General features: G+C 69.6%; 26 protein-coding genes. 12 read left to right on the top strand and 14 right to left on the bottom strand.

Features of this window, described 5'->3' with window-relative positions; translation table 11 throughout:
• The first annotated feature begins 42 nt into the window (after nt 1–42).
• On the top strand, nt 43–1449 hold the full coding sequence (locus OG247_RS21695; RefSeq protein ID WP_327253802.1) for a YibE/F family protein: 1407 nt from the start codon (nt 43–45) through the stop codon (nt 1447–1449).
• 232 nt (nt 1450–1681) lie between these two features.
• Here the strand turns inward: OG247_RS21695 and OG247_RS21700 are convergent, their stop codons facing one another.
• From OG247_RS21700 to OG247_RS21715, 4 genes are all read right to left on the bottom strand, one after another.
• Nucleotides 1682–2131: an SsgA family sporulation/cell division regulator gene (locus OG247_RS21700; RefSeq protein ID WP_243331178.1), complete on the bottom strand. Its 450-nt coding sequence runs from the start codon at nt 2129–2131 to the stop codon at nt 1682–1684.
• 97 nt (nt 2132–2228) lie between these two features.
• Complete coding sequence (locus OG247_RS21705; protein WP_327257573.1) at nt 2229–2966, bottom strand: IclR family transcriptional regulator; 738 nt, start codon at nt 2964–2966, stop codon at nt 2229–2231.
• A 291-nt stretch (nt 2967–3257) separates the two neighbouring features.
• Nucleotides 3258–3476 carry a DUF5326 family protein gene (locus tag OG247_RS21710; protein ID WP_327257574.1) on the bottom strand — a complete coding sequence of 73 codons (219 nt, stop codon included), beginning with the start codon at nt 3474–3476 and terminating at the stop codon, nt 3258–3260.
• Between the two features lie 164 nt (nt 3477–3640).
• Complete coding sequence (locus OG247_RS21715) at nt 3641–3958, bottom strand: cupin domain-containing protein (RefSeq protein WP_327253803.1); 318 nt, start codon at nt 3956–3958, stop codon at nt 3641–3643.
• 90 nt (nt 3959–4048) lie between these two features.
• On the opposite strand from OG247_RS21715, the gene OG247_RS21720 reads away from it, so the two are divergent.
• The 4 genes from OG247_RS21720 to OG247_RS21735 all read left to right on the top strand — a co-directional run bounded on the left by OG247_RS21720 (nt 4049) and on the right by OG247_RS21735 (nt 6694).
• Nucleotides 4049–4432, top strand: a complete 384-nt coding sequence (locus tag OG247_RS21720; protein ID WP_327253804.1) for a phage holin family protein — start codon at nt 4049–4051, stop codon at nt 4430–4432.
• Between the two features lie 12 nt (nt 4433–4444).
• Complete coding sequence (locus tag OG247_RS21725; protein ID WP_327253805.1) at nt 4445–4936, top strand: low molecular weight protein-tyrosine-phosphatase; 492 nt, start codon at nt 4445–4447, stop codon at nt 4934–4936.
• Nucleotides 4933–6096, top strand: a complete 1164-nt coding sequence (locus OG247_RS21730) for a cystathionine gamma-lyase (RefSeq protein ID WP_327253806.1) — start codon at nt 4933–4935, stop codon at nt 6094–6096. Before OG247_RS21725 ends, OG247_RS21730 begins: the two co-directional genes overlap by 4 nt.
• 118 nt (nt 6097–6214) lie before the next feature.
• On the top strand, nt 6215–6694 hold the full coding sequence (locus OG247_RS21735; RefSeq protein ID WP_327253807.1) for an NUDIX hydrolase: 480 nt from the start codon (nt 6215–6217) through the stop codon (nt 6692–6694).
• Between the two features lie 28 nt (nt 6695–6722).
• Here the strand turns inward: OG247_RS21735 and OG247_RS21740 are convergent, their stop codons facing one another.
• Together OG247_RS21740 and OG247_RS21745 are read right to left on the bottom strand one after the other, a co-directional pair.
• A complete protein-coding gene (locus tag OG247_RS21740) occupies nt 6723–8009 on the bottom strand; it encodes a globin domain-containing protein (protein ID WP_442813648.1) in 1287 nt (428 codons plus the stop codon).
• A 58-nt stretch (nt 8010–8067) separates the two neighbouring features.
• The gene (locus OG247_RS21745; RefSeq protein ID WP_327253809.1) at nt 8068–8718 is read right to left on the bottom strand and encodes an HAD family hydrolase; all 651 of its coding nucleotides are present in this window, start codon (nt 8716–8718) and stop codon (nt 8068–8070) included.
• Nucleotides 8719–8834: 116 nt separating this feature from the next.
• Between OG247_RS21745 and OG247_RS21750 the strand changes: the two genes are divergently transcribed.
• Genes OG247_RS21750 through OG247_RS21760 form a run of 3 tightly spaced genes read left to right on the top strand, consistent with a single transcriptional unit; the run spans nt 8835 to nt 11451 of the window.
• Complete coding sequence (locus OG247_RS21750; protein ID WP_442813366.1) at nt 8835–9740, top strand: GNAT family N-acetyltransferase; 906 nt, start codon at nt 8835–8837, stop codon at nt 9738–9740.
• A gap of 17 nt (nt 9741–9757) precedes the next feature.
• Nucleotides 9758–10222, top strand: coding sequence for a GNAT family N-acetyltransferase (locus OG247_RS21755; RefSeq protein WP_327253811.1), 465 nt, complete (start codon nt 9758–9760; stop codon nt 10220–10222).
• A gap of 53 nt (nt 10223–10275) precedes the next feature.
• Nucleotides 10276–11451 (top strand): winged helix DNA-binding domain-containing protein, encoded by a 1176-nt coding sequence (locus OG247_RS21760; protein ID WP_327253812.1) that lies wholly within the window; start codon nt 10276–10278, stop codon nt 11449–11451.
• Nucleotides 11452–11461: 10 nt separating this feature from the next.
• Here OG247_RS21760 and OG247_RS21765 read toward each other — a convergent pair whose 3' ends face one another.
• Nucleotides 11462–12847, bottom strand: coding sequence for a serine hydrolase domain-containing protein (locus OG247_RS21765; protein ID WP_327253813.1), 1386 nt, complete (start codon nt 12845–12847; stop codon nt 11462–11464).
• A gap of 10 nt (nt 12848–12857) precedes the next feature.
• A complete protein-coding gene (gene dnaB, locus OG247_RS21770) occupies nt 12858–14321 on the bottom strand; it encodes a replicative DNA helicase (protein ID WP_243331367.1) in 1464 nt (487 codons plus the stop codon).
• 452 nt (nt 14322–14773) lie between these two features.
• On the opposite strand from dnaB, the gene OG247_RS21775 reads away from it, so the two are divergent.
• Entirely contained in the window at nt 14774–16111 is a 1338-nt protein-coding gene (locus OG247_RS21775) for an MATE family efflux transporter (RefSeq protein WP_327253814.1), read from the top strand.
• Nucleotides 16112–16218: 107 nt separating this feature from the next.
• Here the strand turns inward: OG247_RS21775 and rplI are convergent, their stop codons facing one another.
• From rplI to rpsF, 4 genes are all read right to left on the bottom strand, one after another.
• A complete protein-coding gene (rplI, locus tag OG247_RS21780; protein ID WP_243331152.1) occupies nt 16219–16665 on the bottom strand; it encodes a 50S ribosomal protein L9 in 447 nt (148 codons plus the stop codon).
• A gap of 18 nt (nt 16666–16683) precedes the next feature.
• Nucleotides 16684–16920 carry a 30S ribosomal protein S18 gene (rpsR, locus tag OG247_RS21785; RefSeq protein WP_003956534.1) on the bottom strand — a complete coding sequence of 79 codons (237 nt, stop codon included), beginning with the start codon at nt 16918–16920 and terminating at the stop codon, nt 16684–16686.
• A 43-nt stretch (nt 16921–16963) separates the two neighbouring features.
• Nucleotides 16964–17569 (bottom strand): single-stranded DNA-binding protein, encoded by a 606-nt coding sequence (locus OG247_RS21790; protein ID WP_327253815.1) that lies wholly within the window; start codon nt 17567–17569, stop codon nt 16964–16966.
• A 72-nt stretch (nt 17570–17641) separates the two neighbouring features.
• Complete coding sequence (rpsF, locus tag OG247_RS21795; RefSeq protein ID WP_015034882.1) at nt 17642–17932, bottom strand: 30S ribosomal protein S6; 291 nt, start codon at nt 17930–17932, stop codon at nt 17642–17644.
• Nucleotides 17933–18182: 250 nt separating this feature from the next.
• On the opposite strand from rpsF, the gene OG247_RS21800 reads away from it, so the two are divergent.
• From OG247_RS21800 to OG247_RS21810, 3 genes are all read left to right on the top strand, one after another.
• Complete coding sequence (locus OG247_RS21800; protein WP_327253816.1) at nt 18183–18494, top strand: hypothetical protein; 312 nt, start codon at nt 18183–18185, stop codon at nt 18492–18494.
• A 129-nt stretch (nt 18495–18623) separates the two neighbouring features.
• Entirely contained in the window at nt 18624–19742 is a 1119-nt protein-coding gene (locus OG247_RS21805; RefSeq protein ID WP_243331146.1) for a lipid II:glycine glycyltransferase FemX, read from the top strand.
• A gap of 67 nt (nt 19743–19809) precedes the next feature.
• Entirely contained in the window at nt 19810–20841 is a 1032-nt protein-coding gene (locus OG247_RS21810) for an alanine racemase (RefSeq protein ID WP_327253817.1), read from the top strand.
• Nucleotide 20842: 1 nt separating this feature from the next.
• Here OG247_RS21810 and OG247_RS21815 read toward each other — a convergent pair whose 3' ends face one another.
• Both OG247_RS21815 and OG247_RS21820 read right to left on the bottom strand, forming a co-directional pair.
• The gene (locus tag OG247_RS21815; RefSeq protein WP_327253818.1) at nt 20843–22303 is read right to left on the bottom strand and encodes a glycosyltransferase family 87 protein; all 1461 of its coding nucleotides are present in this window, start codon (nt 22301–22303) and stop codon (nt 20843–20845) included.
• Nucleotides 22304–22406: 103 nt separating this feature from the next.
• A complete protein-coding gene (locus OG247_RS21820; RefSeq protein ID WP_327253819.1) occupies nt 22407–24932 on the bottom strand; it encodes a transglycosylase domain-containing protein in 2526 nt (841 codons plus the stop codon).
• Nucleotides 24933–24961: the final 29 nt, after the last annotated feature.

Below are 24961 nucleotides of genomic sequence, written 5' to 3' on the forward strand. Positions count from 1 at the left end.
TGCTGAACAGTGGGCCCCCTCATCTGTTGCGATGATCAGTCAGTGACGTCCTCGCCGCAGCCCCCCACCGAGCCCACGGATCCCGCTGGTCACGCCGGCCACGCAGGCCATGCGCACGCGGACCCCGGTCACTCGCCCGACCGGTCTCCCGGACACTCCCACGGCCATTCTCACAGCCATGGCCCGGCGGCCCCTGTCTCGAAGCACCTGCGCAAGGTGATCGCTGCCGTTCTGATCCCCTTCGCCACCGCGGTCGTGATCGGCATGGCGGTGCTCTGGCCCGGTGGCGCGCCCGCCCACGAGCGCACCGGGGTCGGCTTCGACCGGCAGACCCAGCAGGGCACGGTCGTCGCGCTCCAGCACGTCGACTGCAAATCCGTGAACGCCGCGCAGGTGCCGGCCACCGGCGACACCTCAACCCCCGAAGGGCGCGAGGCCCTCGCCTCTCAGACCGGCGAGTGCAAGAAGGCCACCATCAGGGTCGGCAGCGGCCCCGACAAGGGCCGCGAGTTCGTCGAGATCGTCCAGCCGGGCGCGCCACGACAGTTGACGGACGGCCAGGACGTGGTGGTCGCCTACGCCCCGGACGCGCCCCAGGACCTCCAGTACTCCGTGATCGACGTGAACCGCAAGCTGCCGATGGCCGTGCTCGCGGGCATCTTCGCCCTCGCGGTGGTCCTCGTCGGGCGGATGCGCGGGCTGTTCGCGCTCATCGCTCTCGCCGTCAGCTTCGCGGTGCTGACCTTCTTCATCCTCCCCGCGATCCTGCAGGGGTCGAATCCGCTGGTCGTCGCCGTGGTCGGAGCCAGCGCGATCATGCTGATCGCGCTCTACATGTGCCACGGACTGACGGCTCGCACCTCGGTCGCCGTCCTCGGCACCCTCGTCTCGCTGCTGCTGATCGGCCTGCTGGGCTCGCTGTTCATCGACTGGGCCGTCCTCAGCGGCAACACGGACGACAACACCGGGCTGATCCACGGGCTCTACCCGAACATCGACATGAGCGGTTTGCTGCTTGCGGGTGTCATCATCGGATCGCTCGGCGTGCTCGACGACGTGACCGTCACTCAGACCTCGGCGGTCTGGGAACTCCACCAGGCAGACCCGTCGATGGGCCCGCGCGGGCTCTACCGGGCAGGCATCCGCATCGGGCGCGACCACATCGCATCGGTGGTGAACACCCTTGTACTGGCCTACGCGGGCGCAGCGCTGCCGCTGCTCCTCTTGTTCTCGATCGCGAACAGCAGTATGGGTTCGGTCGCCAACAGCGAGCTGGTCGCGGAAGAGATCGTACGAACCCTCGTGGGCTCGATCGGACTGGTCGCCTCGGTACCCGTGACCACGGCGCTGGCCGCGCTGGTGGTGTCCGCCGACCGCGCGGAATCCCCGGCGGCCACAGCGGCCTCGGGGCCGCTCCGCGGCGGCCGGGGTCGGCGGCGCAAGCGCTGAAAGGCGGACAGGCGGGCGCGACCGGTCAGTTCGCGCGCACGGCCGGTCGTGAAGAGCGGCAGGGTGGAGCGCTCAGCGCGTCGGCACGCTGAGCCGTGGTGCGTGGATCCGGTGATGCAAGTGGTGCAAGTCGTTCAGGTAATGCAAGTGGTGCAAGTGGTTCAGGTAATGCAGGTCGTGCGGTGATGCGTGCCGGCACACCCTGGTCAGCAGGCGTCCGGCCGGGCTTCGGTCAGCCCGCGTTCTGCTCGTTCTGCTGCGACTCCGCGAGGATCTTGTCGAGCGCCTCGTCGAGGTTCTCCTCGAAATCCCCGAGGTTGCGCTCCTGGCCGAGCGGGACGATCCGGTCGGTGCGGTCGAGGAACGCGACGAGTGGCGCCGCGCTCGCGCGGAAGAGTGCCCGGTCTGCGCCTACTTGCAGCCGGATGTGGACATCGGACAGTTCCTCCGGATCGGTCGGGGCGATGTGGACATCACCGTCACCGCACGGCTTGTTGATGCCGTCCAGAAGGAGCTCCCGGCCGAACGCCCAGGTAACGGGCGCATCTCCGGGAAGGTGGAAGGTCAGGCGGACTGCGTAGGGGTCACGAGCGTCGTACCGGAGTTCCACCGGGATCCGGAACGAGAGCTCCTCGGAAACGAGGAAACTCATCATGACCTCTGCCTGTACCGACTCGCGCATTGCCTACCCCGCTGTAGTGGAAGTGGCCAGGAATGATCCCCCAAGGCCCTCTTGACAAGAGTGGTGGAAGCGCTTGCAGATCACAAGGAGTGAGTTTTCAGATACTGATAGAGAACGAGAGGGTGCTCAACAGCGCGCCTACTTCACTCCGTAGCCGATCGACCGCATACAGCAATCGCTGTTCTTGGTGCAGAGGGAGAGAAATCGCCATGGTCGCGGCGGTGTCGCCGGCCGTGATGGGGATGGCCGCGCACACCGTACCCAGGGCGTATTCCTGCCGCTCGGTCACCGGCTGCATCCGCTCCATGGAGCCGATCCGCTGCTCCAGAGCCTGTTGATCCCGCACGGTGTAGGAGGTGATGGCCTCGACCGGGTGACGGTCGTAGTACTCCTTGCGTGCCTTCTCGTCGAGCTGGCCGAGCAGGCACTGCCCGATGGCGTGCGCGTGGCCGGTCTCGCGGAAATCGGCCCACTCTTCGCAGGCCGGGTTCGCCGGGGTGTCCGAGACACCCACGACCTCGATTTCACCCTCGCGGTAGACGGCGAAGTAGACAGGGGCCCCGACCGCGTCGCGGAAGTGCGCGAGGGAGTCGAGGATCATGCTGCGACGTTTCTGCTGAAGCCCGCCACCGGCCAGACGGCCCGCGGCGTCCCCCAGGACGAAGACCCCGCTCTCCCGTCGCAGATAGCCCTCGTGCGTCAGGGTGCGCAGCAGGTGGTACGCGGTGGGAAGCGGGAGCCCGGCCTCGCGCGCCAGTTGTTTCGCCGGGGCTCCCTCGCTATGGGAACCCACCGCTTCGAGCAGCCTCAGTGCCCGCTGCACCGAACCGATCAGAGTCGGCACACCGGCATTGTGAACCGAAGACAAAGCTCACCCCCAGGCGTGGCGGCGAGCCTTGGGGGGGCCCGCCCTGCGGGGGCCGCCCCCGCGTGTGCCGTGACTCCTGGGGGTCGTGCTCGGTGGCTGTAACAAAGAACCGCAGGTCAGAGCGGCAGTACCGGCGTTCGGTGCCCAGGGAACGGCACAGATTGCCACTCTATCCGCCGATTCCCGGGCTGTGAGCGGTTTAGCGCTTCACGTTCCCTCAGCTGGGTTAATCCCACTGTGACCCTGGTTGCGCCAGTTCTACCACTCTCCGGCGGAGGACTTCGTCTCGTTGCCCTTGAACTTCCTGACGACGAAGATCAGGCCTCCGACGAGGGCCACGAGGAGCAGCGCCTTGAACAGGAAGCCGATCACCGCACCGATGATGCTGGTGATCACACCACCGAAGACGAACAGCACCAGCAGTGGGACGGCGACCCACTTGACCCACCAGGGCATGCCCTCGAATATCCCTCGGATGCCTTCCATGTCCTCGACCTCTTCTTCCTAGTCCGTCTAGCCGGTGAACTCCTGCTCTCGATGCTATGAGCCCACGGCCCCAGGCGGGGGCCCGCGAGCCCCCGTAGTCCCCTGACCCGACCCCTAGGGGAACGGGGCCCCGGACCCTCAGCCCCCAGGCCCGTTCACCCTTCCGGCGGAGAGAAGACGACCATTACCTTCAGGTTCTCGGTGATGTGATGGAACTTGTGCGGCACCCCGGCCGGCACGTAGACCACGCTCCCGTTGGCGACCGTCGTCGTCTCCTCCCCGACGGTGATCGAGGCCCTGCCGCTGACGACGAAGTACACCTCGTCCTGGCCGTGCGGCTGTTGGGGATCGCTCTGCCCGGCGTCCAGCGCGTACAGCCCGACCGACATGTTCCGCTCGCGCAGGAACTGCAGGTAGGCACCCTTGTTCGCGGCCCGCTCAGCCTCGAGCTCGTCCAGCCGGAAGGCCTTCATCTTCTTTGTACCCCTTGTGCTCTCTCGTCCGGCAAGCATCCGCAGATCAGCTGATGTTCCACCGGGACCTTCTCTGCAACGATCAGACACATGACGAATTTCGTAGTCAAGACCCTCGCCAACGCGGCAGCCCTGGCCGTCGCCATCTGGCTCGTCTCGGGCATCACGCTGGAGGACGGCACCAGCAAGGGCCACCAAGCGCTCTCCCTGATCCTGGTCGCGCTGATCTTCGGCCTGGTCAACCTCATCGTCAAGCCCGTGGTGAAGCTGCTCTCGCTGCCCCTGTTCGTCCTCACCCTCGGCCTCTTCACCATCGTGGTGAACGCGGCGATGCTGCTGCTGACCTCATGGCTGGCCGAGCAGTTCGACCTCAGCTTCCACGTGGAGAACTTCTTCTGGTCGGCGATCGTCGGCGCCCTGATCGTCTCCATCGTCTCCTGGGCCGCGAACATGGTCCTGCCCGACAAGAACTGAAGCCGGGCGCCCATGTACCGCGTGTGCTTCGTCTGCACCGGCAACATCTGCCGCTCGCCCATGGCCGAGTCGGTCTTCCGATCCCACGTGGCCGACGCCGGGCTCTCGGACCTGGTCGAGGTCGACAGCGCCGGCACCGGCGGCTGGCACGAGGGGGACGGGGCCGACCCGCGCACCGCAGCCGTCCTGGAGGCCGCCGGGTACGAGCCGGGCCACCGGGCCCGGCAGTTCCGGGCCTCCTGGTTCGCCGGCCTCGACCTCGTCATCGCGCTCGACTCCGGACACCTGCGCGACCTCAGGGCGCTCGCCCCCACCCCTGAGGACGCCGCCAAGGTTCGGCTGCTGAGGTCCTACGACCCGGCGGCCCCGGCCGCGCAGACCGACGTACCGGACCCCTACTACGGGCCCCTCGACGGATTCGAGGAGTGCCTGAACCTGGTCGAGGCCGCCAGCCCCGGCCTGCTGGCCGCCGTAAGAGAAGCCGTGAAGGAGCACACCCCGTGAACGCCCCCGCCCCCGTGCCTCCGGCGTCCGAGCGGCTCGGCGACGGCACCGTCGCCGTCCGCGCCGGTCTGCCGGAGCCCGTCAAGAACGAGCCGCCGCTGCCCGGCCCCGTCTTCGCCGCCCACTTCCACCTTCCCGGCGACGTCGAGGGCCCCTATACCTACGGCCGCGACACCAACCCCACCTGGACCCTGCTGGAGCGGGCCATCGGGGAGCTGGAGGCCCCCGGCCTGGACGGGGTGGACACGGTCGTCTTCGCCTCCGGCATGGCCGCCGTGTCCGCCGTCCTGCTCTCCCAGGCACGCGCCGGCGACACCGTCGTCCTGCCCGACGACGGCTACCAGGCGCTGCCCCTCGTACGGGAGCAGCTGGAGGCCTACGGGGTCCACGTGCGCACCGCCCCCACCGGCGAGGACGCCCAGCTCGCGGTCCTCGACGGGGCCCGGCTGCTGTGGCTGGAGACCCCGTCCAACCCGGGGCTCGACGTCTGCGACGTACGACGCCTCGTGGACGCGGCGCACGCCGGCGGAACCCTCGTCGCCGTCGACAACACCCTCGCGACCCCGCTCGGCCAACGCCCCCTCGAACTGGGTGCCGACTTCTCGGTGGCCAGCGGCACCAAGGGGCTGACCGGCCACGGCGACCTGCTGCTCGGGTACGTCGTCTGCCGCGACGCCGAGCTCGCCGCGGGCATCCGCCGCTGGCGCAAGGTGGTCGGCGCCATCCCCGGCCCCATGGAGGCCTGGCTCGCCCACCGGTCCCTGTCCACCATCCAACTGCGCGCCCAGCGCCAGTGGGCCAACGCGCTCGCCGTCGCGGAGGCCCTCACCGACCGTGGCGACGTCACCGGGCTGCGCTACCCGGGCCTGCCGGCGGATCCGTCCCACAAGACGGCCGCGCGGCAGATGCGGGGCTTCGGCTCCGTGGTCTCCTTCACCCTGCCCGACCGCGCGCACGCGGAACGGTTCATGGCCGCCCTGCGGCTCGTCGAGGACGCCACCAGTTTCGGCGGGGTGCGGTCCACCGCGGAGCGCCGCCGACGGTGGGGCGGCGACAACGTTCCGGAGGGCTTCATCCGATTCTCCGCGGGGGCCGAGGACACCGAGGACCTGGTCACGGACGTGCTGCGGGCACTCGACCTGGCGGCCGCGAAGAGCTGACCGCCGGTCCGAAGGCGGTCCGAGCACGCAGTCCCGCGGCTCGGACCGCCCGGATCCCCGCCCGGCGGGTTTCACCCGCGCGCGTTTCAGAAGCGGAAGTCTGGGCCACTCTTCTCCCATGACCGAACGTCCAGTGGTCAAACGCACCGCCCGCGCGATCCTGCTCGACGGTGACGACCTGATCCTCATCAAGCGGACCAAACCCGGCGTCGACCCGTACTGGCTCACCCCCGGCGGGGGCGTGGAGCCCTCGGACCTGACCGTCGTCGACGCCCTCCACCGAGAGCTCCACGAGGAACTCGGCGCGAAGATCACCGATGTCGTGCCCTGCTTCGTCGACACCGTCGAGCACATCGCCGACGGGGGAGTGACCGGCGTCAAGGTGCAGCACTTCTTCGTCTGCCATCTCGAATCCATGGACCCCAGCCAGCGGCACGGCCCCGAGATCGACGAGCCGGAGGGCGAGTACGAGATCGTCCGCGTGCCCTTCAGCCGCGTCGGCATCGCCGCGGTGCATCTCGTCCCGCTGTCCCTGCGCCACTACCTCGACGGCAACATCGAGGGCGTGCGCGCCATGCACGCCCCCGACCTGGGCTGACCCACCGCACGCGGGCGCCGCCGCCGAATCAGCCGGCGACGCCCGCCAGTTCCTCCACCTCGTCGTGCCGGATCCGCTCACCGGGGATCCCGATCCTCTTCAGCGCGTCCACCCCGCTGCGGATCATCGCGGCCGGCCCCGAGACGAACGCGTCGTACGAACTCCAGGGCCCGTGGGTGCCGACGGCCTGGGGCAGTTGTCCGGCCAGGCCCTCGTCACAGACCACCGGGCGCACCGACAGCCAGGGGTGCGAGCGCTGCAGCCCCAGCAGCGTGTCCTTGTCGTACAGGTCGTCGTCGCTGCGCGCCCCGAAGAACACCTCCACCGGGCGCCGCTCTCCGTGCTCGGCCACGTCCTCGATCAGCGCCTTGATGGGGGCGATGCCCGTGCCGCCGCCCAGGCACAGCATCCCGTTGTCGGTGCTGTGGTCCACCACCATCGATCCCGTCGGGGGCCCGAGCCGCAGCACGTCGCCGGGGCGGGCGTGCCGGACGAGCGCGTTGGAGACCCATCCCGCCGGGACGGCCTTGACGTGGAAGGACAGCAGTCCGTCCGCGCGCGGCGCCGAGGCGAAGGAGTAGTGCCGCCAGACGCGCGGCCACCACGGGGTCTCCAGGCTCGTGTACTGGCCCGCGAGGAAGGGGTAGGGCTGGTCGGGCCGGACGGTGAGCACCGCGATGTCGGAAGTCCGCAGATCGTGCGAGACCACCTCCGCGTGCCACCACGGCGGCGCCTTCGGCTCGTCCTCGGCCGCCGCGTCGATCATGATCTGCGAGATCGCGGTGTACGCCCGGACCCAGGCCGCCTCGGTCTCCGGCCCCCAGGTGTCCTGCGCGTACTTGGCCAGCGCCCCGATCAGCGCCTCTCCCACCGGCGGATAGTGCTCGGGCCGGGTTCCGTACTTGCGGTGCCCGCTACCCAGGCGGCGCAGGTAGGCGGTGAGCACCTCGGGGTTGTCCATGTGCTCGGCGGCCGTCAGCAGCGCCTTCAGCAGCCGGTCTCGCTGCACGTCCATCGCGGCGGGGAACAGCCCCCGGAGCTCCGGGTGTCCCGTGAAGACGACGGCGTAGAAATATGAGGTCACCTTGTCGGCGACGGGTGCGATCTCCGCGAGCGTCCGGCGGATGAGCACCGCATCGGGGGAGGGTTCGGGGGAGGGCTCGGTCGCCCCGTCCCCGGACGGTATCCGGGATGACCCCCGTCTTGCCGATCTGGTGGGCGGAGCGTCCATGCGGTGCCTCGCTTCGAGCATCTCGGTAGGTCTGCACACGCCACGGCCTTCGAATCCGTGGTTCCGGGTTTCACAGCGTGCCAGTCCGCCCCAGAGCCTGCGGGGAAATGCGGGAATTCCGCGTTTCGAACCCACTTTCCCCTTAAGATGCCTCAACTCCCGTGCGTGCCACCCCTGTCAGCTGGTATGCCTCGCGCAGGTCCCGGCCCTCGTAGACGTGCGTCGCCCGCTCCACCAGGTAGGGCCGGGCGTTCACCGCGACCGAGAGCGGGACCGCTGCGAAGAGCTCCACGTCGGTGCTGGAATCCCCGTACGCGACACAGTCGGCCCGGGTCACGCCGAACCGCGCGCACAGCTGGTCGGCGACCGTCACCTTCCCTTCCGGCGTCAGGATCCCGGCCACGTCCACCGGCCGGGTGAAGGGCACTTCCGGGAAGACCGAGCCGTGCGCGGCGTGCGCGCCCCACTCCAGCAGGAGCTCTACGAAGAACGACGGGGACAGCGAGATCACCGCGCAGTAGTCCCCGCGCCCCCGGATCTCCTGCCAGACCTCCCGGATCCCCGACAGCCAGGGCGCCCCGTCGAACGCCGCCCGTACGTGTGCCGGAGTGAGCTCCGCCCAGAGCTTCTGCGCCGCCAGCGCGAACTGGTGCGGCTGGAGCTCCCGTGCGGCGAAGGCCCGCTCCAGCTCGGCGATCTCGTCGGACAGCCCGAGCTGCCGCGAGATCTCGACCGGCGAGGCCGAGCCGTACATCAGCGTCCCGTCGAGGTCGAACAGGTGGAGGAGGGTCATAACCGTCGAGGCTAGTCCGTTCGTTTCACGTGAAACAGTGGTGCCGCCCACCGGACCTCGCGTGGATGTTTCACGTGAAACATCCATCCCAAATCCCCTGGACCGGATCACCGTCGATGAACCAGTCTGGGTCCGTGACACCACCACACCTCACCTCCCTCCCGATCCGCGCACTGACCGTGGACGACCTCCGCCACTGCGCCGATCTCTCCGAAGACCGCGGCTGGCCCCGCGAGGACCACAAGTGGGGTCTGCTGCTCGCCGCCGGACACGGCTACGGCATCGACGCTCCCGACGGACAGGGGCTGGCCACGGCCTGCGTGGTCACCCGGTACGGACCGCCGCTGGCCGATCCCGAACTCGCCGCCATCGGCATGGTCCTGGTCGCCGAACGCTATGCCCGCCAGGGTCTGGGCCGGCGCCTGATGACGTACGTCTGCGACGAGGTCCTCAAGGGCGTTCCGCTCACCCTGCACTCCACCCCGTACGGCCGCCCCCTCTACGAGGAGCTCGGCTTCGAGACCACCGGCCGCGCCGAGATGCTGCGGGGCTCCTTCAGCCCGGACGCCACCGGTCCCGCGCAGGACACCGTCCGTGTACGGCCCGCAGGCGCCGAGGACATCCCGCGGATCCTCCGGCTGGACACCGAGGTCTTCGGCGCCGACCGGACGCACCTGGTCACCCGGCTGCCGGCCTTCACGGACCGGCTGCTCGTCGCCGAGGACCCCTCCGGCGAACTGATCGGCTACGGAGCGATCTGGCCGAACATGGAGACCCATGTCATCGGACCGCTGGTGGCCCGGGACACCGGCACGGCCCGGGCTCTGGTCACCGTCCTCGCGGCGGCCACCGACCGGCCCCTGCGCACGGATGTCGACGTCCGTCACGAAGAGCTGCTCGGCTGGCTCAAGGACCGCGGTCTCGACTCCGTGGCCTTCAACACCGTCATGACCCGGGACATCCCCGGCCTGCCCGGTGACTGGACCCGCCGGTGGGCCCCGCTGACCGTGGCGGCCGGCTGAGCAAGGAGCACCAGACCATGACCGACATCAGCTCCGGCCTGCTCATCCGCCCCGCCACCGAGGAGGACCTGCCCGCGATCGTCGCGATGCTCGCGGACGACCCGCTCGGCGCCACCCGGGAGTCCCCGGACGATCTCACCCCCTACGCGGCGGCCCTCAAACGACTGACCGACGACCCCCACCAGCACGTGGTCGTCGCCGTCCGTGCGGGCCGCGTCGTCGGCACCCTCCAGCTGACGATCGTCCCCGGGCTCTCCCGCAAGGGGAGCACCCGTTCGATCATCGAGGGCGTACGGGTCCACGCCGACGAACGCGGCAGCGGGCTGGGCACCCTGTTCATCGAATGGGCGATCGAACAGTCCCGTGCCGAGAACTGCCAACTCGTCCAGCTCACCTCGGACGTGACCCGCGTCGACGCCCACCGCTTCTACGAGCGGCTCGGCTTCACCGCCTCGCACGTCGGGTTCAAACTCCAGCTCTGAGACGCCGGGTGTGGGCCGGGCCGCCATCGGCTGCCCGGCCTACGATCGGGAGGATGAGCAGCCTTCCCCTCGTCACCACCGCGGACCGCCGCCGGCGCCTCGGCCGCAGGCACCGCTTGGCCCCGTCGGCACACGCCGCCACCGTGCCCGAGGCCGCGGACTGCGTCGTCGCCCTGCACGCCACCGATGCCGCGACCGTCTTCCTCTCGGCCCGCGCCAGGCTGAGCGAAGGAGCGCCCGCCGCGATCGAGCAGGCCCTGTACGAGGACGTGACCCTCGTGCGGCTCCTCAGCATGCGCAACACGCTCTTCGCCGTCTCCACCGAGCTCGCCCCCTACGTCGACGCCTCCACCGCCCGCGGCATCGCCGTGAAGGAGCGGCGCACCTTCCTCAAGCACCTCGACGAGGACGGTCAGGGCCTCGACGCGGACTGGCTGGCCCAGGTGGAGAGCGCCGTGCTGGACGCGCTCGACTCCCACGGCCCCTCCACCGGCAGCCAGCTCTCCGCGGCCGTCCCCGCCCTGCGCCGAAAATTCGTCTACGGCCGGGGCAAGAAGTACGAGACCGAGACCGGTGTCGCCACCCGTGTCATCCGGCTACTCGCCGCCGACGGCCGGATTCGCCGGGACCGGCCCCGGGGATCGTGGACCTCCAGCCAGTACCGCTGGGTCCATACCGAGCCCTGGCCCGTCGTGCCCGCGGCCGAGGGCCGCGCCGAGATCGCCCGGCGCTGGCTCCACTCCTACGGTCCCGCCACCGAGGCCGACCTCAAGTGGTGGACGGGCTGGACCCTCACCGAGGTCCGCAAGGCCCTCGCGGCAGTCGGCCCCGAGAAGGTCCGGCTCGAGGACGGCGCCACCGCGCTCGTCTGCCCCGGGGACACCGGGCCCGAACCCGAGCAGGAGCCCTGGGCCGCCCTGCTGCCCGCCCTGGACCCGAGCGCGATGGGCTGGGTGGACCGGGGCTTCCATCTCGACCCCGCCCACCGGCCACCCCTCTTCGACCACTCCGGCAACATCGGCCCCACCGTGTGGTGGAACGGAGAGATCGTCGGCGGCTGGGCCCAGCGCGGTGACGGCGAGATCGTCCACCGGCTGCTGGGGGAACCCGGCAGCGAAGCCGAGAAGGCCGTGGCCGCCGAGGCCGTCCGGCTCGCCGCCTGGTTGGGGGAGGCCCGCGTCACCCCGCGCTTCCGCACCCCCCTGGAGCGCGAACTCACGGCGGGGTGAAGGGCCTCCGCTAGCCGATGCCCCGCCAGCCCTGCGGGTCGACCCCGCCGGGCACCGGGGACTTCGGGTCGTAGGGCTCCCGGGTGAACACGAACGAGGCGAGGTCGAGGTGGCTCACCGATCCGTCCGGCCGCCGTACGGCCCGCAGCGACTCACCAGCGTAGTAGCCGCCCAGCCCGGTCCAGCTGCCGTCCGGCTCCGGCCGGAAGCGGGCGGCCCGGCCGGTCGCGCCCACCGGGCCCAGCTCCAGGAATCCGTCGTAGGTCAGCCGTACCGCCTGGGCCGACGTGCCCCAGTACCAAGGGCCGCACAGCTCCAGCGCCACGGGATCGGCCTCCCGCAGCGGCCGCCACGGCTCGGGGATCCGCGGCTCGGCATCGGCGACGATGCCCACCAGTTCGGCGGCCAGCGTGGAAACCGCGAGCCCCGACGTGCAGTTGGCCAGCACCACCGCCGCCACGTCGTCCGCCTCGCTCAGCCACAGCCCGGCGAGGAAGCCCGGCAGCGAGCCGGTGTGGCCCGCGAGCCAGCGCCCGCCGCTCAGCGTCAGCTGCACCCCGAGCCCGTATCCGAGGTCGGCGATGCCCGGCTCCGGGGGAGTGGCCGAGGCCCGCATCTCCCGTACGGACTCGGCGCTCAGCACGCGCGCGTCGCCCTGTCCGAGGAAGGCGGCGAACTTCGCCAGATCCCCGGTGGTGGACCACAGCTGGCCGGCCGGGGCCATGAGCCCGAGGTCCTCCAGGGGTTCCGGCATCATCACGTCCGCCCACGGGTGCACCGCCCAGCCGCCGGCGTGCGGGGCCACCGGCTGCGCCGTCGTGCGCTCCAGCCCCAGCGGCTCCAGCACCTCGGTGCGCAGCGCCTCCTCCCACGGCCTCGCGCGGACGGCCTCGACGAGCGAACCGAGCAGTGTGTAGCCCGGGTTGGAGTAGTGGTGGCGCCGACCGGGCTCGAAGCGGAAGGGGCGCTCGCCCAGGACGTCCGAGAGCTCCGGCCGCAGCGTGCCCGCCGTCCGCTCCCACCACTCGCCAGGCGTCTCCGCCGCCAGTCCGGAGGTGTGGGACAGCAGTTGCCCCACCGTCACCTCGCCGACTCCCGTACCCGGAAGGAACTTCTCGATCGGGTCGCCCAGTTCCAGCAGGCCCTCGTCCCGCAGCCGCATCACCAGCACGGCGGTGAACGTCTTGGTGATCGACCCGATCCGGTACTGCACGTTTCCGTCGGGGCCGTGGCCCTCGACCATGGTCCGGGACCCCTCCCAGACCACCTCGCCGCCCCGCACCACGGCCGCCACCAGGGACGGCGTCCGGCCTTCGCGCTGCGCGACCGCGATCCGGTGGTTCAGCGCACGCCGGGTCGCGGGCAGCAGGACATGATCTTCCAATGCGGCATCCATGGTGCGGATGCTACGTGTTGGCCATGTCCACGAACCGCGAATAATGGCCCTGGAAGGCCACGGTGATGGTGGCCGTAGGACCGTTACGGTGCTTCGCCACGATCAGGTCCGCCTCACCCGCGCGGGGGGACTCCTTCTCGTACGCGTCCTCGCGGTGCAGCAGGATCACCATGTCGGCGTCCTGCTCGATCGAGCCGGACTCACGCAGGTCGGAGACCATGGGCTTCTTGTCGGTGCGCTGCTCGGGACCACGGTTCAGCTGGGACAGCGCGATCACCGGGACCTCCAGCTCCTTCGCCAGGAGCTTGAGGTTTCGGGACATGTCCGAGACCTCCTGCTGGCGGCTCTCCGGCCTGCGCGAGCCGCCCGACTGCATCAGCTGCAGGTAGTCGATGACGACGAGCGACAGGTCGTTGCGCTGCTTGAGGCGGCGGCACTTCGCGCGGATCTCCATCATCGACAGGTTCGGGGAGTCGTCGATGTAGAGCGGGGCGGCGGAAACGTCCGGCATCCGGCGGGCCAGCCGGGTCCAGTCGTCGTCCGTCATCGTGCCGGAGCGCATGTGGTGCAGGGCCACCCGGGCCTCCGCCGAGAGCAGGCGCATCGCGATCTCGTTGCGCCCCATTTCGAGGGAGAAGATGACGCTGGGCAGATTCGCCTTGATGGAACAGGCACGGGCGAAGTCCAGCGCGAGGGTGGACTTACCCATGGCGGGTCGGGCCGCGATGACGATCATCTGGCCCGGGTGCAGACCGTTGGTCAGCGAGTCCAGGTCCGTGAAGCCGGTCGGGACGCCCGACATCTGGCCGCTGCGCGAACCGATCGCCTCGATCTCGTCGAGGGCGCCCTCCATGATGTCCCCGAGCGGCAGGTAGTCCTCGGAGGTCCGCTGCTCGGTGACGGCGTAGATCTCGGCCTGGGCGCTGTTGACGATCTCGTCGACGTCCCCGTCGGCGGCGTAACCCATCTGCGTGATCTTCGTACCGGCGGCGACCAGCCGGCGCAGGACCGCCCGCTCGTGGACGATCTCCGCGTAGTACTCGGCGTTCGCCGCCGTGGGGACCGACTGGACCAGGGTGTGCAGGTAGGGGGCCCCGCCGACCTTGCTGATCTCACCGCGCCGGGTCAGCTCGGCGCTGACGGTGATCGGGTCGGCCGGCTCTCCCTTGGCGTACAGGTCGAGGATGGCCTGGTAGATCGTTTCGTGCGACGGACGGTAGAAGTCGTGCCCCTTCAGCACCTCGACCACGTCGGCGATGGCGTCCTTGGACAGCAGCATGCCGCCGAGGACGGACTGCTCGGCGTCGAGGTCCTGGGGCGGGACCCGCTCGAAGCCGCCGCCACCGCCGTCCCAGGAGCCGCCCTCGCGGCCTCGGTCGCTCTGTTCGTCCCCGCGGCCACGGCCTTCGCCGTTGCGGCGCGTACGGGCGGGCAGACGGTCACCTGGACCGCTGTCGGCCCAGGGGTCGTCCATGGGCTCGGACATACTCACCGGGCCGCCTCCTCCCGTCCGCAACGCGGACCTTGCCGTGTCACTCTTTCTACGACACGGCTCTGACATTTGGGGCACCCGAATCGGCTCTCGGCGAGTCGGACAACGCACCACGGTAGGGCCGGGAGCGACGTCAGCCAATCTTGTTATCCACAGGCTGTGTGGATGAGGTGTGGATGACGGCACCAATGCTGTGGGTAACTCCCCGGAAGCTGTGCACGGACCGGGGGACGGCGCTGTGGACAAAATCACCTGGCCTACCCACTTACCCCACCTGACCTGCTATTTCGCCGTCCGCTGGCTGTGGGGGAGAAAATTCTTCGCCACTGTCTCGAGATCGCCTCCAACGAGGTGGGGCGAACGCTCGAATCGACGCATCGGTAAGGATCCAAAGGACCTTGTGTCTATTACCTGTGGAAGATTAGATTGAGCACATGAGACAGGCCCCCACCGCACCGAAGGCTGCCCCGAGACGGCACGACCGCGAGATCCTCGCACTCGCCGTCCCCGCCTTCGGCGCCCTCGTCGCCGAACCCCTTTTCGTGATGGCCGACAGCGCCATCGTGGGCCACCTCGGCACACCCCAGCTGGCCGGTCTCGGCATCGCGGCCGCGCTGCTCACCACGGCCGTGAGCATCTTCGTCTTCCTCGCCTACGCCACCACCGCGGCCGTGGCCCGCCGCGTCGGTGCGGGTGACCTCCAGGCCGCCATCCGGCAGGGCATGGACGGCATCTGGCTCGCCCTGCTCCTCGGCGCGGTCGTCGTCGCCGTCGTCCTGCCCACGGCGCCCACCCTGATCTCCTTCTTCGGGGCCTCCGACACCGTCGCCCCGTACGCGATCACCTATCTGCGGATCTCCGCCCTCGGCATCCCCGCGATGCTCGTGGTGCTCGCCGCCACCGGCGTCATCCGCGGCCTCCAGGACACCCGGACCCCGCTCTACGTCGCGATCGGCGGCTTCGCCCTCAACGGAGCCCTGAACGTGGCCCTCGTCTACGGGGCCGGCCTCGGCATCGCCGGCTCCGCGTGGGGCACCGTGATCGCCCAGTGCGCCATGGCCGCCGCCTACCTGGTCGTGGTAGTCCGGGGCGCCCGCAGGCACGGCGCCTCCCTGAGGCCCGATGCCGAGGGCATCCGGGCCTGCGCACAGGCCGGTGCGCCCCTGCTGGTCCGCACCCTGTCCCTGCGGGCCGTCCTGCTGATCGCGACCGCCGTGGCCGCACGCCTCGGAGACGCCGATATCGCGGCCCACCAGATCCTGCTCTCCCTGTGGAGCCTGCTCGCTTTCGCCCTCGACGCGATCGCGATCGCCGGGCAGGCCATCATCGGCCGCTACCTCGGCGCGGGCGACACCGAGGGGGCCAAGGCCGCCTGCCGCCGCATGGTGCAGTGGGGGATCGTCTCCGGCATCGTCCTGGGCCTCCTCGTGATCGCGGCCCGCCCGGTGTTCATCCCGCTCTTCACGAGCGATCCCGCCGTCGAGGACGCCCTGCTGCCGGCTCTGCTCGTGGTGGCCGTCTCGCAGCCCGTCTCCGGCATCGTCTTCATCCTCGACGGCGTCCTGATGGGCGCGGGCGACGGCCGCTACCTGGCCTGGGCCATGCTGCTGACCCTCGCCGTCTTCGCCCCGGCCGCCCTGCTCGTACCGGCCCTGGGCGGCGGGCTGACGGCCCTCTGGTGCGCCATGACCCTGATGATGCTGGTCCGGATGGTCACCCTCCAGCTGCGCGCCCGCTCGGGCCGCTGGCTGGTCGCCGGAGCCACCCGGTAGACCGAGCCACCCCGAGGTGGTCCGAGGTCGCTCCGGAGCGATGTTTCACGTGAAACAACGAAGAAGGGCCGCACCCCCACAGGGGTGCGGCCCTTCATGCGCAGCCCTTAGGCGGCGACGACCTCGATGCCGACGGTCGCGGCCACGTCAGCGTGCAGACGCACGGAGACCTGGTACGAGCCGAGGGTCTTGATCGGGGAGCCCAGCTCCACGCGGCGCTTGTCGACCTTCGGGCCACCGGACGCCTCGATCGCCGTGGCGATGTCGGAGGGCGTGACGGAACCGAAGAGACGACCGGCGTCACCCGCGCGGGTGGCCAGACGGACCTTGACGTTCTCGAGCTTGGCCTTGAACTCGTTGGCCTGCTCGATCGTCGCGATCTCGTGGATCTTGCGGGCGCGGCGGATCTGCGCCACGTCCTTCTCGCCACCCTTGGTCCAGCGGATCGCGAAACCACGCGGGACCAGGTAGTTGCGAGCGTAGCCGTCCTTGACGTCGACGACGTCGCCGGCGGTGCCGAGGCCAGAGACCTCGTGGGTCAGGATGATCTTCATTATTCGGTCACCCTTTCCTTATCGCGCGGTGGACGTGTAGGGCAGCAGTGCCATCTCACGGCTGTTCTTCACAGCCGTGGCGACGTCACGCTGGTGCTGCGTGCAGTTGCCGGTGACGCGGCGGGCACGGATCTTGCCACGGTCGGAAATGAACTTCCGCAGCATGTTCGTGTCCTTGTAGTCCACGTACACGGTCTTGTCCTTGCAGAACGCGCAGACCTTCTTCTTAGGCTTGCGCACAGGCGGCTTCGCCATTGTGTCTCTCCTGTGAAATCAAGAAGTGGGGGTGCGAGCTGCCCTAGAAGGGCGGCTCGTCCGAGTAGCCACCGCCGGAGCCGCCGGAGCTTCCGCCCCAACCGCCACCGCCGCCGCCCTGCTGCTGCTGGCCACCGGCCGGCGCACTGGACGCCCAGGGGTCGTCGGAGGGAGCTCCGCCGCCCTGGGGGGCGCCGCCACTGGGGGCTCCGCCCCAGTTGCCACCGCCGCCGCCCTGCTGCTGACCGCCGCCACCGCCGCCGTATCCACCCTGACCACCGCGACCAGTGGTCTTGGTGACCTTGGACGTGGCGTTCTTCAGGCTGGGGCCGACTTCCTCGACGTCCAGCTCGTAGACCGTGCGCTTGACACCCTCACGGTCCTCGTAGGACCGCTGCTTCAGCCGGCCCTGCACGATGACGCGCATGCCCCGCTGAAGGGACTCGGCGACGTTTTCCGCCGCCTGACGCCAGACCGAGCAGGTCAGGAACAGGCTTTCGCCGTCCTTCCACTCATTGGTCTGCTTGTCGAAAGTGCGGGGAGTGGACGCGACACGGAACTTCGCGACCGCCGCACCCGAGGGGGTGAAGCGCAGCTCGGGGTCGTCGACGAGATTGCCGACGACCGTGATGACGGTCTCGCCTGCCATGGATGAACCTCTCGGCGGGGATTGCTGCTGGGCTGCTGTGCTACTCGGTCCCGATTACCGCTGAACCGAAGTTCAGTGGGTCTCGGGGCGAAGGACCTTGGTCCGGAGAACCGACTCGTTCAGGTTCAGCTGTCGGTCAAGCTCCTTGACGACCGCAGGCTCGGCCTGGAGGTCGATGACCGAGTAGATGCCCTCGGGCTTCTTCTTGATCTCGTAAGCGAGACGACGACGGCCCCAGGTGTCGACCTTCTCGACCTTTCCGTTGCCCTCACGGACGACAGAAAGGAAGTTCTCGATCAGCGGGGAGACAGCGCGCTCCTCGAGATCGGGGTCGAGGATGACCATCACTTCGTAGTGACGCATGTGGAACCCACCTCCTTTGGACTCAGCGGCCACGGTCGTTCCGTGGCAGGAGGGTCGTGATGCGTGCGCACGGCATCTGCAGAGCAGACACCGCGCAGCTGTACAGACTACCTCCTCGACTCCTTCCGGTTGAAATCCGGCAGCAGGAGGCCACAATCTGTATGCATCGGGTGTTCTCGGTGCTAAGCCCCCGGCCCCTGCCGGGGGCGGCCCGCAGCACCGCTCTGCTGCAGCCAGGAGGTGCCTTCCCATGGCACAGGCAATGCAACGCCAGTCCATCTCGCTCTTCGCGACCGACGGCAAGCCCCACCCCCTCCAGGACACCCTGGTGGCGGTGACCCTGATCCTCGGCGCCGTGGCGTTCGTCACGGCCTTCTTCCACCATCTGCACCTGCTCAGCTCGTGGACCGGGCTGATCGGGATCGCCACCGGGCTCTACGGCCAGTTCATCTCCGCCACGACACGCGAACGCACAGCACTGATCATCGGGCTCGGAGCCTCGGCCATCGGCTTCTTCCTCGGCATGGCGCACGGCGGTCTCTTCGGCGGCTGGCTGGGCTGACCGGGTGCCTCCGCGACGGGGCGCCGGCCTCCCACCGGCCCAGGCCCGGCCTGTCCCCCAGATGGGTGGCGCCCACGTCGCAGTAGGCTTCGCGCCATAGCCAGCGAAGCCGCCGAGGAGACGCCCCGCATGAGCCTGTCCCTGAGGACCATCAGCCGAGAGCAGCACCTGGGCTACCTCCAGAGCCTGCCCTCGGCTAGCCACTGCCAGGTCCCGGCGTGGGCCGACGTGAAGAACGAGTGGCGCTCCGAGAACCTCGGATGGTTCGACCAGTCCGGCGAACTCGTCGGCGCCGCACTCGTGTTGTACCGACAGCTGCCCAAGGTGAAGCGGTACCTCGCGTACCTCCCCGAGGGCCCGGTCATCAACTGGTACGCCCCCAACCTCGAAGAGTGGCTCCAGCCGATGCTGGCGCACCTCAAGCAGCAGGGCGCCTTCACCGTGAAGATGGGCCCGCCCGTCGTCATCCGCCGCTGGAACTCGACCGCCATCAAGGCCGGTATCCAGGACCCTGAGGTCAAGCGCCTGCGCGACGTGGAGGCCTCCGTCATCGAGCCCCGCGCCTTCGAAGTCTCCGACAAGCTCCGCCGGATGGGCTGGCAGCAGGCCGAGGACGGCGGCGCCGGCTTCGGCGACGTCCAGCCCCGGTACGTCTTCCAGGTGCCGCTGGCCAACCGCTCGCTGGACGACGTCCTCAAGGGCTTCAACCAGCTGTGGCGCCGCAACATCAAGAAGGCGGAGAAGGCCGGCGTCGAGGTCGTCCAGGGCGGCTACGAGGACCTGCCGACCTGGCAGAAGCTGTACGAGGTCACGGCCGAGCGCGACAAGTTCCGACCGCGCCCGCTCAGCTACTTCCAGCGCCAGTGGACGGCCCTCAACTCCGAGGACCCCAACCGGATGCGGCTGTACATCGCCACGCACGAGGGGGAGCCGCTGGCCGCCGCCACGATGCTCACCGTCGGCCAGCACGTCTGGTACTCGTACGGCGCCTCCGCCAACCACAAGCGCGAGGTCCGTCCCTCCAACGCGATGCAGTGGCGCATGCTGCGCGACTCCTACGCGCTCGGCGCAAGCGTCTACGACCTGCGCGGCATCAGTGACACCCTGGACGAGAACGACCACTTGTTCGGCCTGATCCAGTTCAAGGTCGGCACGGGCGGCGAGGCCGTCGAGTACGTCGGCGAGTGGGACTTCCCGCTCAACAAGCTGCTGCACAAGGCGCTCGACATCTACATGTCGCGTCGCTGACCCCGCCCCATCCACACACACCGCACCGCTGCACCACGCAGCTCATCGAGAGAGGCTCCGGACGGGCATGGCGCTCACGCTCTACGTCGACACCGCGCGCTGGCGTGCGCACCAGAAGCAGATCCAGGATCAGTTCCCCGGGATGATCCCCGTCTGCAAGGGCAACGGCTACGGCTTCGGTCACGAGCGGCTCTGCGAGGAGGCCACCCGGATGGGTGCCGACGTCCTCGCCGTCGGGACGACGTACGAGGCCGCCAGCATCAAGGACTGGTTCGGCGGTGACCTGCTCGTCCTCACCCCGTTCCGGCGCGGTGAGGAGCCGGTGCCGCTGCCGGACCGGGTCATCCGCTCGGTGTCCTCGCTGGACGGTGTGCGCGGCCTGGTCGGTGCCCGTGTGGTGATCGAGTGCATGAGCTCGATGCGCCGGCACGGGATCTCCGAGCAGGACCTCGGCCAGCTGCACACGGCGATCGAGGACGTCCGGCTGGAGGGCTTCGCCCTGCACCTGCCGCTGGACCGCCCCGACGGCTCCGACGCCGTCGAGGAGGTCATCGCCTGGATGGACCGGCTGCGCGCGGCCCGGCTGCCGCTGCACACGATGTTCGTCAGCCACCTGAAGGCCTCCGACCTGGCGCGGCTGCAGCAGCAGTTCCCGCAGACGCGCTTCCGGGCCCGCATCGGTACCCGGCTGTGGCTGGGCGACCACGAGGCGACCGAGTACCGCGGCGCGGTGCTCGACGTCACCCGCGTCGCCAAGGGTGACCGGTTCGGCTACCGGCAGCAGAAGGCCGCCTCCGACGGCTGGCTGGTCGTCGTCGCCGGCGGCACCTCCCACGGAGTCGGCCTGGAGGCCCCCAAGGCGCTGCACGGGGTGATGCCGCGCGCCAAGGGCGTCGCCCGCGCCGGTCTCGCCACCGTCAACCGGAACCTGTCGCCGTTCGTGTGGGCGGGCAAGCAGCGCTGGTTCGCCGAGCCGCCGCACATGCAGGTGTCCATCCTGTTCGTGCCGTCGGACTCTCCCGAGCCGAAGGTCGGCGACGAGCTGGTGGCGCACCTGCGCCACACCACCACGCAGTTCGACCGGGTGCTCGACGCCTGAGTCACTCTCCGGGGCGTACCCCCCACTCCACCCGCTGCCCCTCCGAAGGCGCCGCTTCCCGCGGCGCCTTCGGCGTGAGCGGGAGCGTGAAGACGTCCTCGGCGCCGTCCAGGACGCCTCCGGAGGGGTCGTCCGAGCCGTCGCGCCGCACCACGTCCCGATCGGGCAGCAGGATGTCGCGTACGACCACCGCGCACAGGTAGAGCGTGCACAGCAGGTGGGCCGCGATGGCCACCTGGTAGCCCTCCAGGGGCAGGCCCTGGTGCTTGTCCCCGCTGGTCGTGTAGGCGAGGTAGAACCAGATCCCCAGGAAGTAGACGACCTCGCCGGCCTGCCAGATCAGGAAGTCCCGCCAGCGCGGCCGGGCCAGCGCGGCGAGCGGGATGAGCCAGAGCACGTACTGGGGCGAGTAGACCTTGTTGACCAGGATGAAGGCCGCCACCAGCAGGAAGGCCAGCTGCGCGAAGCGGGGGCGGCGGGGCGCGGTCAGCGTGAGCAGTCCGATGCCCGCGCACAGCAGCAGCGTCAGGCCCGTCGCATAGGTGTTGGCGCCGTCGATGGGGTTCCCGGAACGCTGGGAGATCAGCAGCCACACGGATCCGAAGTCGATGGGCCGCTCCTGGCTGAAGGTGTAGAACTTCTGCCAGCCCTCCCAGGCGAAGAGCATCACGGGCAGGTTCACCACGAGCCAGGCGACCAGGGCGCCGCCGACCGCCTCGCCGAACGCACGCCACTTCCCGGCCCGCCAGCAGAGCACGAACACGGCACCGAGCAGCAGGACGGGGTAGAGCTTGGCCGCCGTGGCCAGGCCGATCAGGACACCGAAGGACCGCGCCCCGCCCCGCGACCACATGAGCATCGCGGCGGCGGTCAGGGCGATGGCCAGCAGGTCCCAGTTGATGGTCGCGGTGAGCGCGAAGGCGGGCGCGAGGGCGAAGAGCAGCGCGTCCCACGGCCGCCTGCGGTGGGTGCGGGCCACGCACACCGCGATCACTGCGGCGCAGACCATCAGCATGCCCGCGTTGACCATCCAGTACATCTGCTCCCGGTGCTGCATGGAGCCGCTGCCGGGGGTCATCCAGGAGGCGATCTCCATGAAGAGCCCGGTGAGCACCGGGTACTCCAGGAACTGCATGTCGCCGGGGAGCCGGTCGAAGTACGGGGTGAGGCCGTCGGCGAAGCCGCGTACGACGTAGAGGTGCGGGATGTCCGAGTAGCAGGCGTGGGTGTACTGGGAGCCGGCCCCGCGGAACCACGCCCAGTCGTAGCAGGGCAGTTTCTGCACCATGCCGAGCGCGAACATTCCCAGGGCCACGAGCACGACGACCCGCACCGGGGTCAGCCAGTGGCCGCCGAGGCGGGCGTAGCGGCCCAGCGGGCCGCCGATGAACTCGCTTCCCGCGGCGGCCACCTCGTCCTGCTGGGTGGGCAGTACGGGGCTGTCCTCGTGCACCTTCGTCATGCGCACATCCTGCCGTACGGCGCCGCCCGCGCCCATGACACAGCGGAGAGGGCCGCCGCACCGGGTGCGGCGGCCCTCTCCGGCCGTGTCGTGGGGCGTCGGGTCAGCCCCCCGTGGAGCCCCCTATCGGGAAGTCTCCGGTACCGCCGCTCGGCCTGTCCCGCGACTTGCTGGGCGAAGGCGAGGGCGACCGGGACGAACTGGCGCTGGGGCTCGGCTCGCAGATGGCCCAGGGCTTGCAGGTCGGCTTGCCGTGGCTGCGCGAAGGGCTCGGGCTGGGGGACGGGGACGGCGAGTTCGACGGAGACGGCGACGGCGAGGGGGACGGGGAGGGGGACGGCGAGGGCGAGGGGGCGCCCGAGGCGTTCGCGACGACACCGAGCTCGTCGGGCTCCGGGAACTCCGACTCCGGGACGCCGTTCAGCGCCTCCTTCATGTACTTGGTCCAGATCTCGGCCGGGATGTCACCACCGTGGAGGGAGGGAATGCCCGCCACGCCCCGCATCGAGATCAGTTCCTTCTTCTTGGCGCTCGGGTCGGAGCGGAAGAGGGCCACGGAGGTGGACAGCTCGGGGGTGTAGCCGACGAACCAGGCCGACATGTTCTTGTCGGTGGTACCGGTCTTGCCCGCGGCAGGCCGGCCGAGCTTCTTGGCCTTCGTGCCGGTGCCGTTCTCGACGACGTTCTGCAGGACCTTGGTGACGTTGTCCGCGACGGAGTTGTCCATGGCCCGCTGCCCCTTGGGGGCCGCGAAGCCGGGGACGTCCTTGCCGTTCTTCTGGACGCTCGTCACCGAGTACGGATCGTGGTGGATGCCGGAGGCGGCGAAGGTGGCGTAGGAGTCGGCCATGCGGATGGCGCTGGGGGTCGAGGTGCCCAGTGCGAAGGAGGCGTTGTCGTTGGGGTCGAAGGACTCCTTCAGGATGCCGGTCGCCTCCGCGACGGCCTTCACCTTGCTGTGTCCGACATCGAAGACGAGCTGGGCGAAGGGCACGTTGATGGACTTCTCCATCGCCTCGTTCAGGGTCACGTAGCCGTAGGAGGTCGGGCTCTCGTTCTTCTGCCGGAACGGCTTGCCCGCGCCGTCGCGCAGTGGCTCGCCCGCACGGTTGTTGATCACCGTGAGGTCGTTCGCCTGGTACTTGCTCTTGGCCGAGATCCCCTCGCCGTCCGAGTTCTGGGTGCCGTACTGCATGGCCGCCGCCAGCACGAACGGCTTCCAGGTCGAGCCGACCTGGACACCCGAAGTGTTGGCGTTGTTGTTGAAGTGCTTCTTGTCGATGCCGGGACCGCCGTACAGGGCGACGAGGGCGCCGGTCTTCACGTCCACCGATGCCGCGCCGAACTGGACGAAGGTGTCCGTATCGGGCCGCTTCTTCTCGTCGAGCATCCCGTCGCGGGTTCCCTCGACCGCCTTGACCAGCGCGTCCACCTTCTTCTTGTTGAAGGTGGTGTGGATCCGGTAGCCGCCCTTGGCCAGGTCCTCGACCTTGATGCCGTTGGTCTTCAGCATGTACAGCTTGGCCGTCTCGACCAGATAACCGATCTGGCCGGACATGCCGGCGGCCTGGGCGGGTTCGATCAGTGCGGGGAATTCCTTGTACTTGTCCCGCTCGGCCTGCTGCATGCGGCCGACCTTGACCTCGCGGTTGAGCACCCAGGCCCAGCGCTCCTCGGCCCGCTTGGCGTTCGCTTCGGGCGTAGCCGCGGAGCCGATGCCGCCGTCGGGGTTGTAGAGGTTCGGGCCCTTGAGCACGGCGGCGAGGAAGGCGCTCTCGGAGGGGGTCAGATTCTGGCTGTCCTTGCCGAAGTAGGCGCGCGCGGCCGCCTGGATCCCGTAGGCGTCACGGCCGTAGTAGGCGGTGTTCAGGTAGCCGGCGAGGATCTTGTTCTTCTCCTCGCTCACACCCAGCTTTATCGAGATGAAGAGCTCGGTGACCTTTCGCTTGAGCGTCTGATCCGAGTCCAGGTACTGGTTCTTCACGTACTGCTGGGTGATCGTGGAGCCACCCTGAGTGGATCCGCCCTTGGCCATGTTCCACACGGCGCGGGCGATGCCCATCGGGTCGACGCCCTTGTCCGAATCGAAGGACTCGTTCTCCGCGGCGATCACGGCGTTCTGCATCGACAGAGGGATCTTGTCGATGGGGACGATCTGGCGGTTCACGGCGCCGCCGGTCGCGACCATCTGACTGTTGTCGGACCAGTAGAAGACGTTGTTCTGCGCCTCGGCCGTCTTGTTCACGTCGGGCTTGTTCACCATGGCGATGCCGATTCCGGCGCCCACCGTGATCATCGCGCAGAAGCCCAGGGCCGTGCCGCTGACGAGCTTCCACGACGGGACGAAGCGCTTCCAGCCGACCTTTTCGCCGCGCGGGTAGTTGATGAACCGCTTGGGTCGGCCGGCGCCCGCGGCGGCGCCCCGGCCCCGGCCCGCCGAGCCGCGGCCGGCGGATCTCCGGGCGTCCGAACGGCTGCCGTGACCCGGCGGCTGGGAATACGACCCGCTGGGGGACGCGGTGGGGACGTCACGCCCGGCGCCCCTGGACGGGCGCTGCTGGGCAGCCCTACGGGCGGCGGCGCGGCCACCGCTCTGGGGCTGTTGCGGTTTGCGGCGGTGCTCGCTCATCGAACGACTACTCCTCGGGCAGGCGAGTG

Origin of the sequence: Streptomyces sp. NBC_01244 (assembly GCF_035987325.1) — a bacterium.
Lineage (GTDB): Bacteria > Actinomycetota > Actinomycetes > Streptomycetales > Streptomycetaceae > Streptomyces.

What these genes read in the sequence shown, in the direction of transcription:
- OG247_RS21820 (WP_327253819.1), bottom strand. Translation starts at nt 24,932, where the DNA reads ATGAGCGAGCACCGCCGCAAACCGCAACAGCCCCAGAGCGGTGGCCGC.
- OG247_RS21750 (WP_442813366.1), top strand. Translation starts at nt 8,835, where the DNA reads ATGAACCAGTCTGGGTCCGTGACACCACCACACCTCACCTCCCTCCCG.
- OG247_RS21800 (WP_327253816.1), top strand. Translation starts at nt 18,183, where the DNA reads ATGGCACAGGCAATGCAACGCCAGTCCATCTCGCTCTTCGCGACCGAC.
- OG247_RS21765 (WP_327253813.1), bottom strand. Translation starts at nt 12,847, where the DNA reads ATGGATGCCGCATTGGAAGATCATGTCCTGCTGCCCGCGACCCGGCGT.
- OG247_RS21720 (WP_327253804.1), top strand. Translation starts at nt 4,049, where the DNA reads ATGACGAATTTCGTAGTCAAGACCCTCGCCAACGCGGCAGCCCTGGCC.
- OG247_RS21775 (WP_327253814.1), top strand. Translation starts at nt 14,774, where the DNA reads ATGAGACAGGCCCCCACCGCACCGAAGGCTGCCCCGAGACGGCACGAC.
- OG247_RS21790 (WP_327253815.1), bottom strand. Translation starts at nt 17,569, where the DNA reads ATGGCAGGCGAGACCGTCATCACGGTCGTCGGCAATCTCGTCGACGAC.
- rpsF (WP_015034882.1), bottom strand. Translation starts at nt 17,932, where the DNA reads ATGCGTCACTACGAAGTGATGGTCATCCTCGACCCCGATCTCGAGGAG.
- OG247_RS21700 (WP_243331178.1), bottom strand. Translation starts at nt 2,131, where the DNA reads ATGCGCGAGTCGGTACAGGCAGAGGTCATGATGAGTTTCCTCGTTTCC.
- OG247_RS21715 (WP_327253803.1), bottom strand. Translation starts at nt 3,958, where the DNA reads ATGAAGGCCTTCCGGCTGGACGAGCTCGAGGCTGAGCGGGCCGCGAAC.
- dnaB (WP_243331367.1), bottom strand. Translation starts at nt 14,321, where the DNA reads ATGGACGACCCCTGGGCCGACAGCGGTCCAGGTGACCGTCTGCCCGCC.
- rpsR (WP_003956534.1), bottom strand. Translation starts at nt 16,920, where the DNA reads ATGGCGAAGCCGCCTGTGCGCAAGCCTAAGAAGAAGGTCTGCGCGTTC.
- rplI (WP_243331152.1), bottom strand. Translation starts at nt 16,665, where the DNA reads ATGAAGATCATCCTGACCCACGAGGTCTCTGGCCTCGGCACCGCCGGC.
- OG247_RS21810 (WP_327253817.1), top strand. Translation starts at nt 19,810, where the DNA reads ATGGCGCTCACGCTCTACGTCGACACCGCGCGCTGGCGTGCGCACCAG.
- OG247_RS21755 (WP_327253811.1), top strand. Translation starts at nt 9,758, where the DNA reads ATGACCGACATCAGCTCCGGCCTGCTCATCCGCCCCGCCACCGAGGAG.
- OG247_RS21735 (WP_327253807.1), top strand. Translation starts at nt 6,215, where the DNA reads ATGACCGAACGTCCAGTGGTCAAACGCACCGCCCGCGCGATCCTGCTC.
- OG247_RS21815 (WP_327253818.1), bottom strand. Translation starts at nt 22,303, where the DNA reads ATGACGAAGGTGCACGAGGACAGCCCCGTACTGCCCACCCAGCAGGAC.
- OG247_RS21725 (WP_327253805.1), top strand. Translation starts at nt 4,445, where the DNA reads ATGTACCGCGTGTGCTTCGTCTGCACCGGCAACATCTGCCGCTCGCCC.
- OG247_RS21745 (WP_327253809.1), bottom strand. Translation starts at nt 8,718, where the DNA reads ATGACCCTCCTCCACCTGTTCGACCTCGACGGGACGCTGATGTACGGC.
- OG247_RS21760 (WP_327253812.1), top strand. Translation starts at nt 10,276, where the DNA reads ATGAGCAGCCTTCCCCTCGTCACCACCGCGGACCGCCGCCGGCGCCTC.
- OG247_RS21805 (WP_243331146.1), top strand. Translation starts at nt 18,624, where the DNA reads ATGAGCCTGTCCCTGAGGACCATCAGCCGAGAGCAGCACCTGGGCTAC.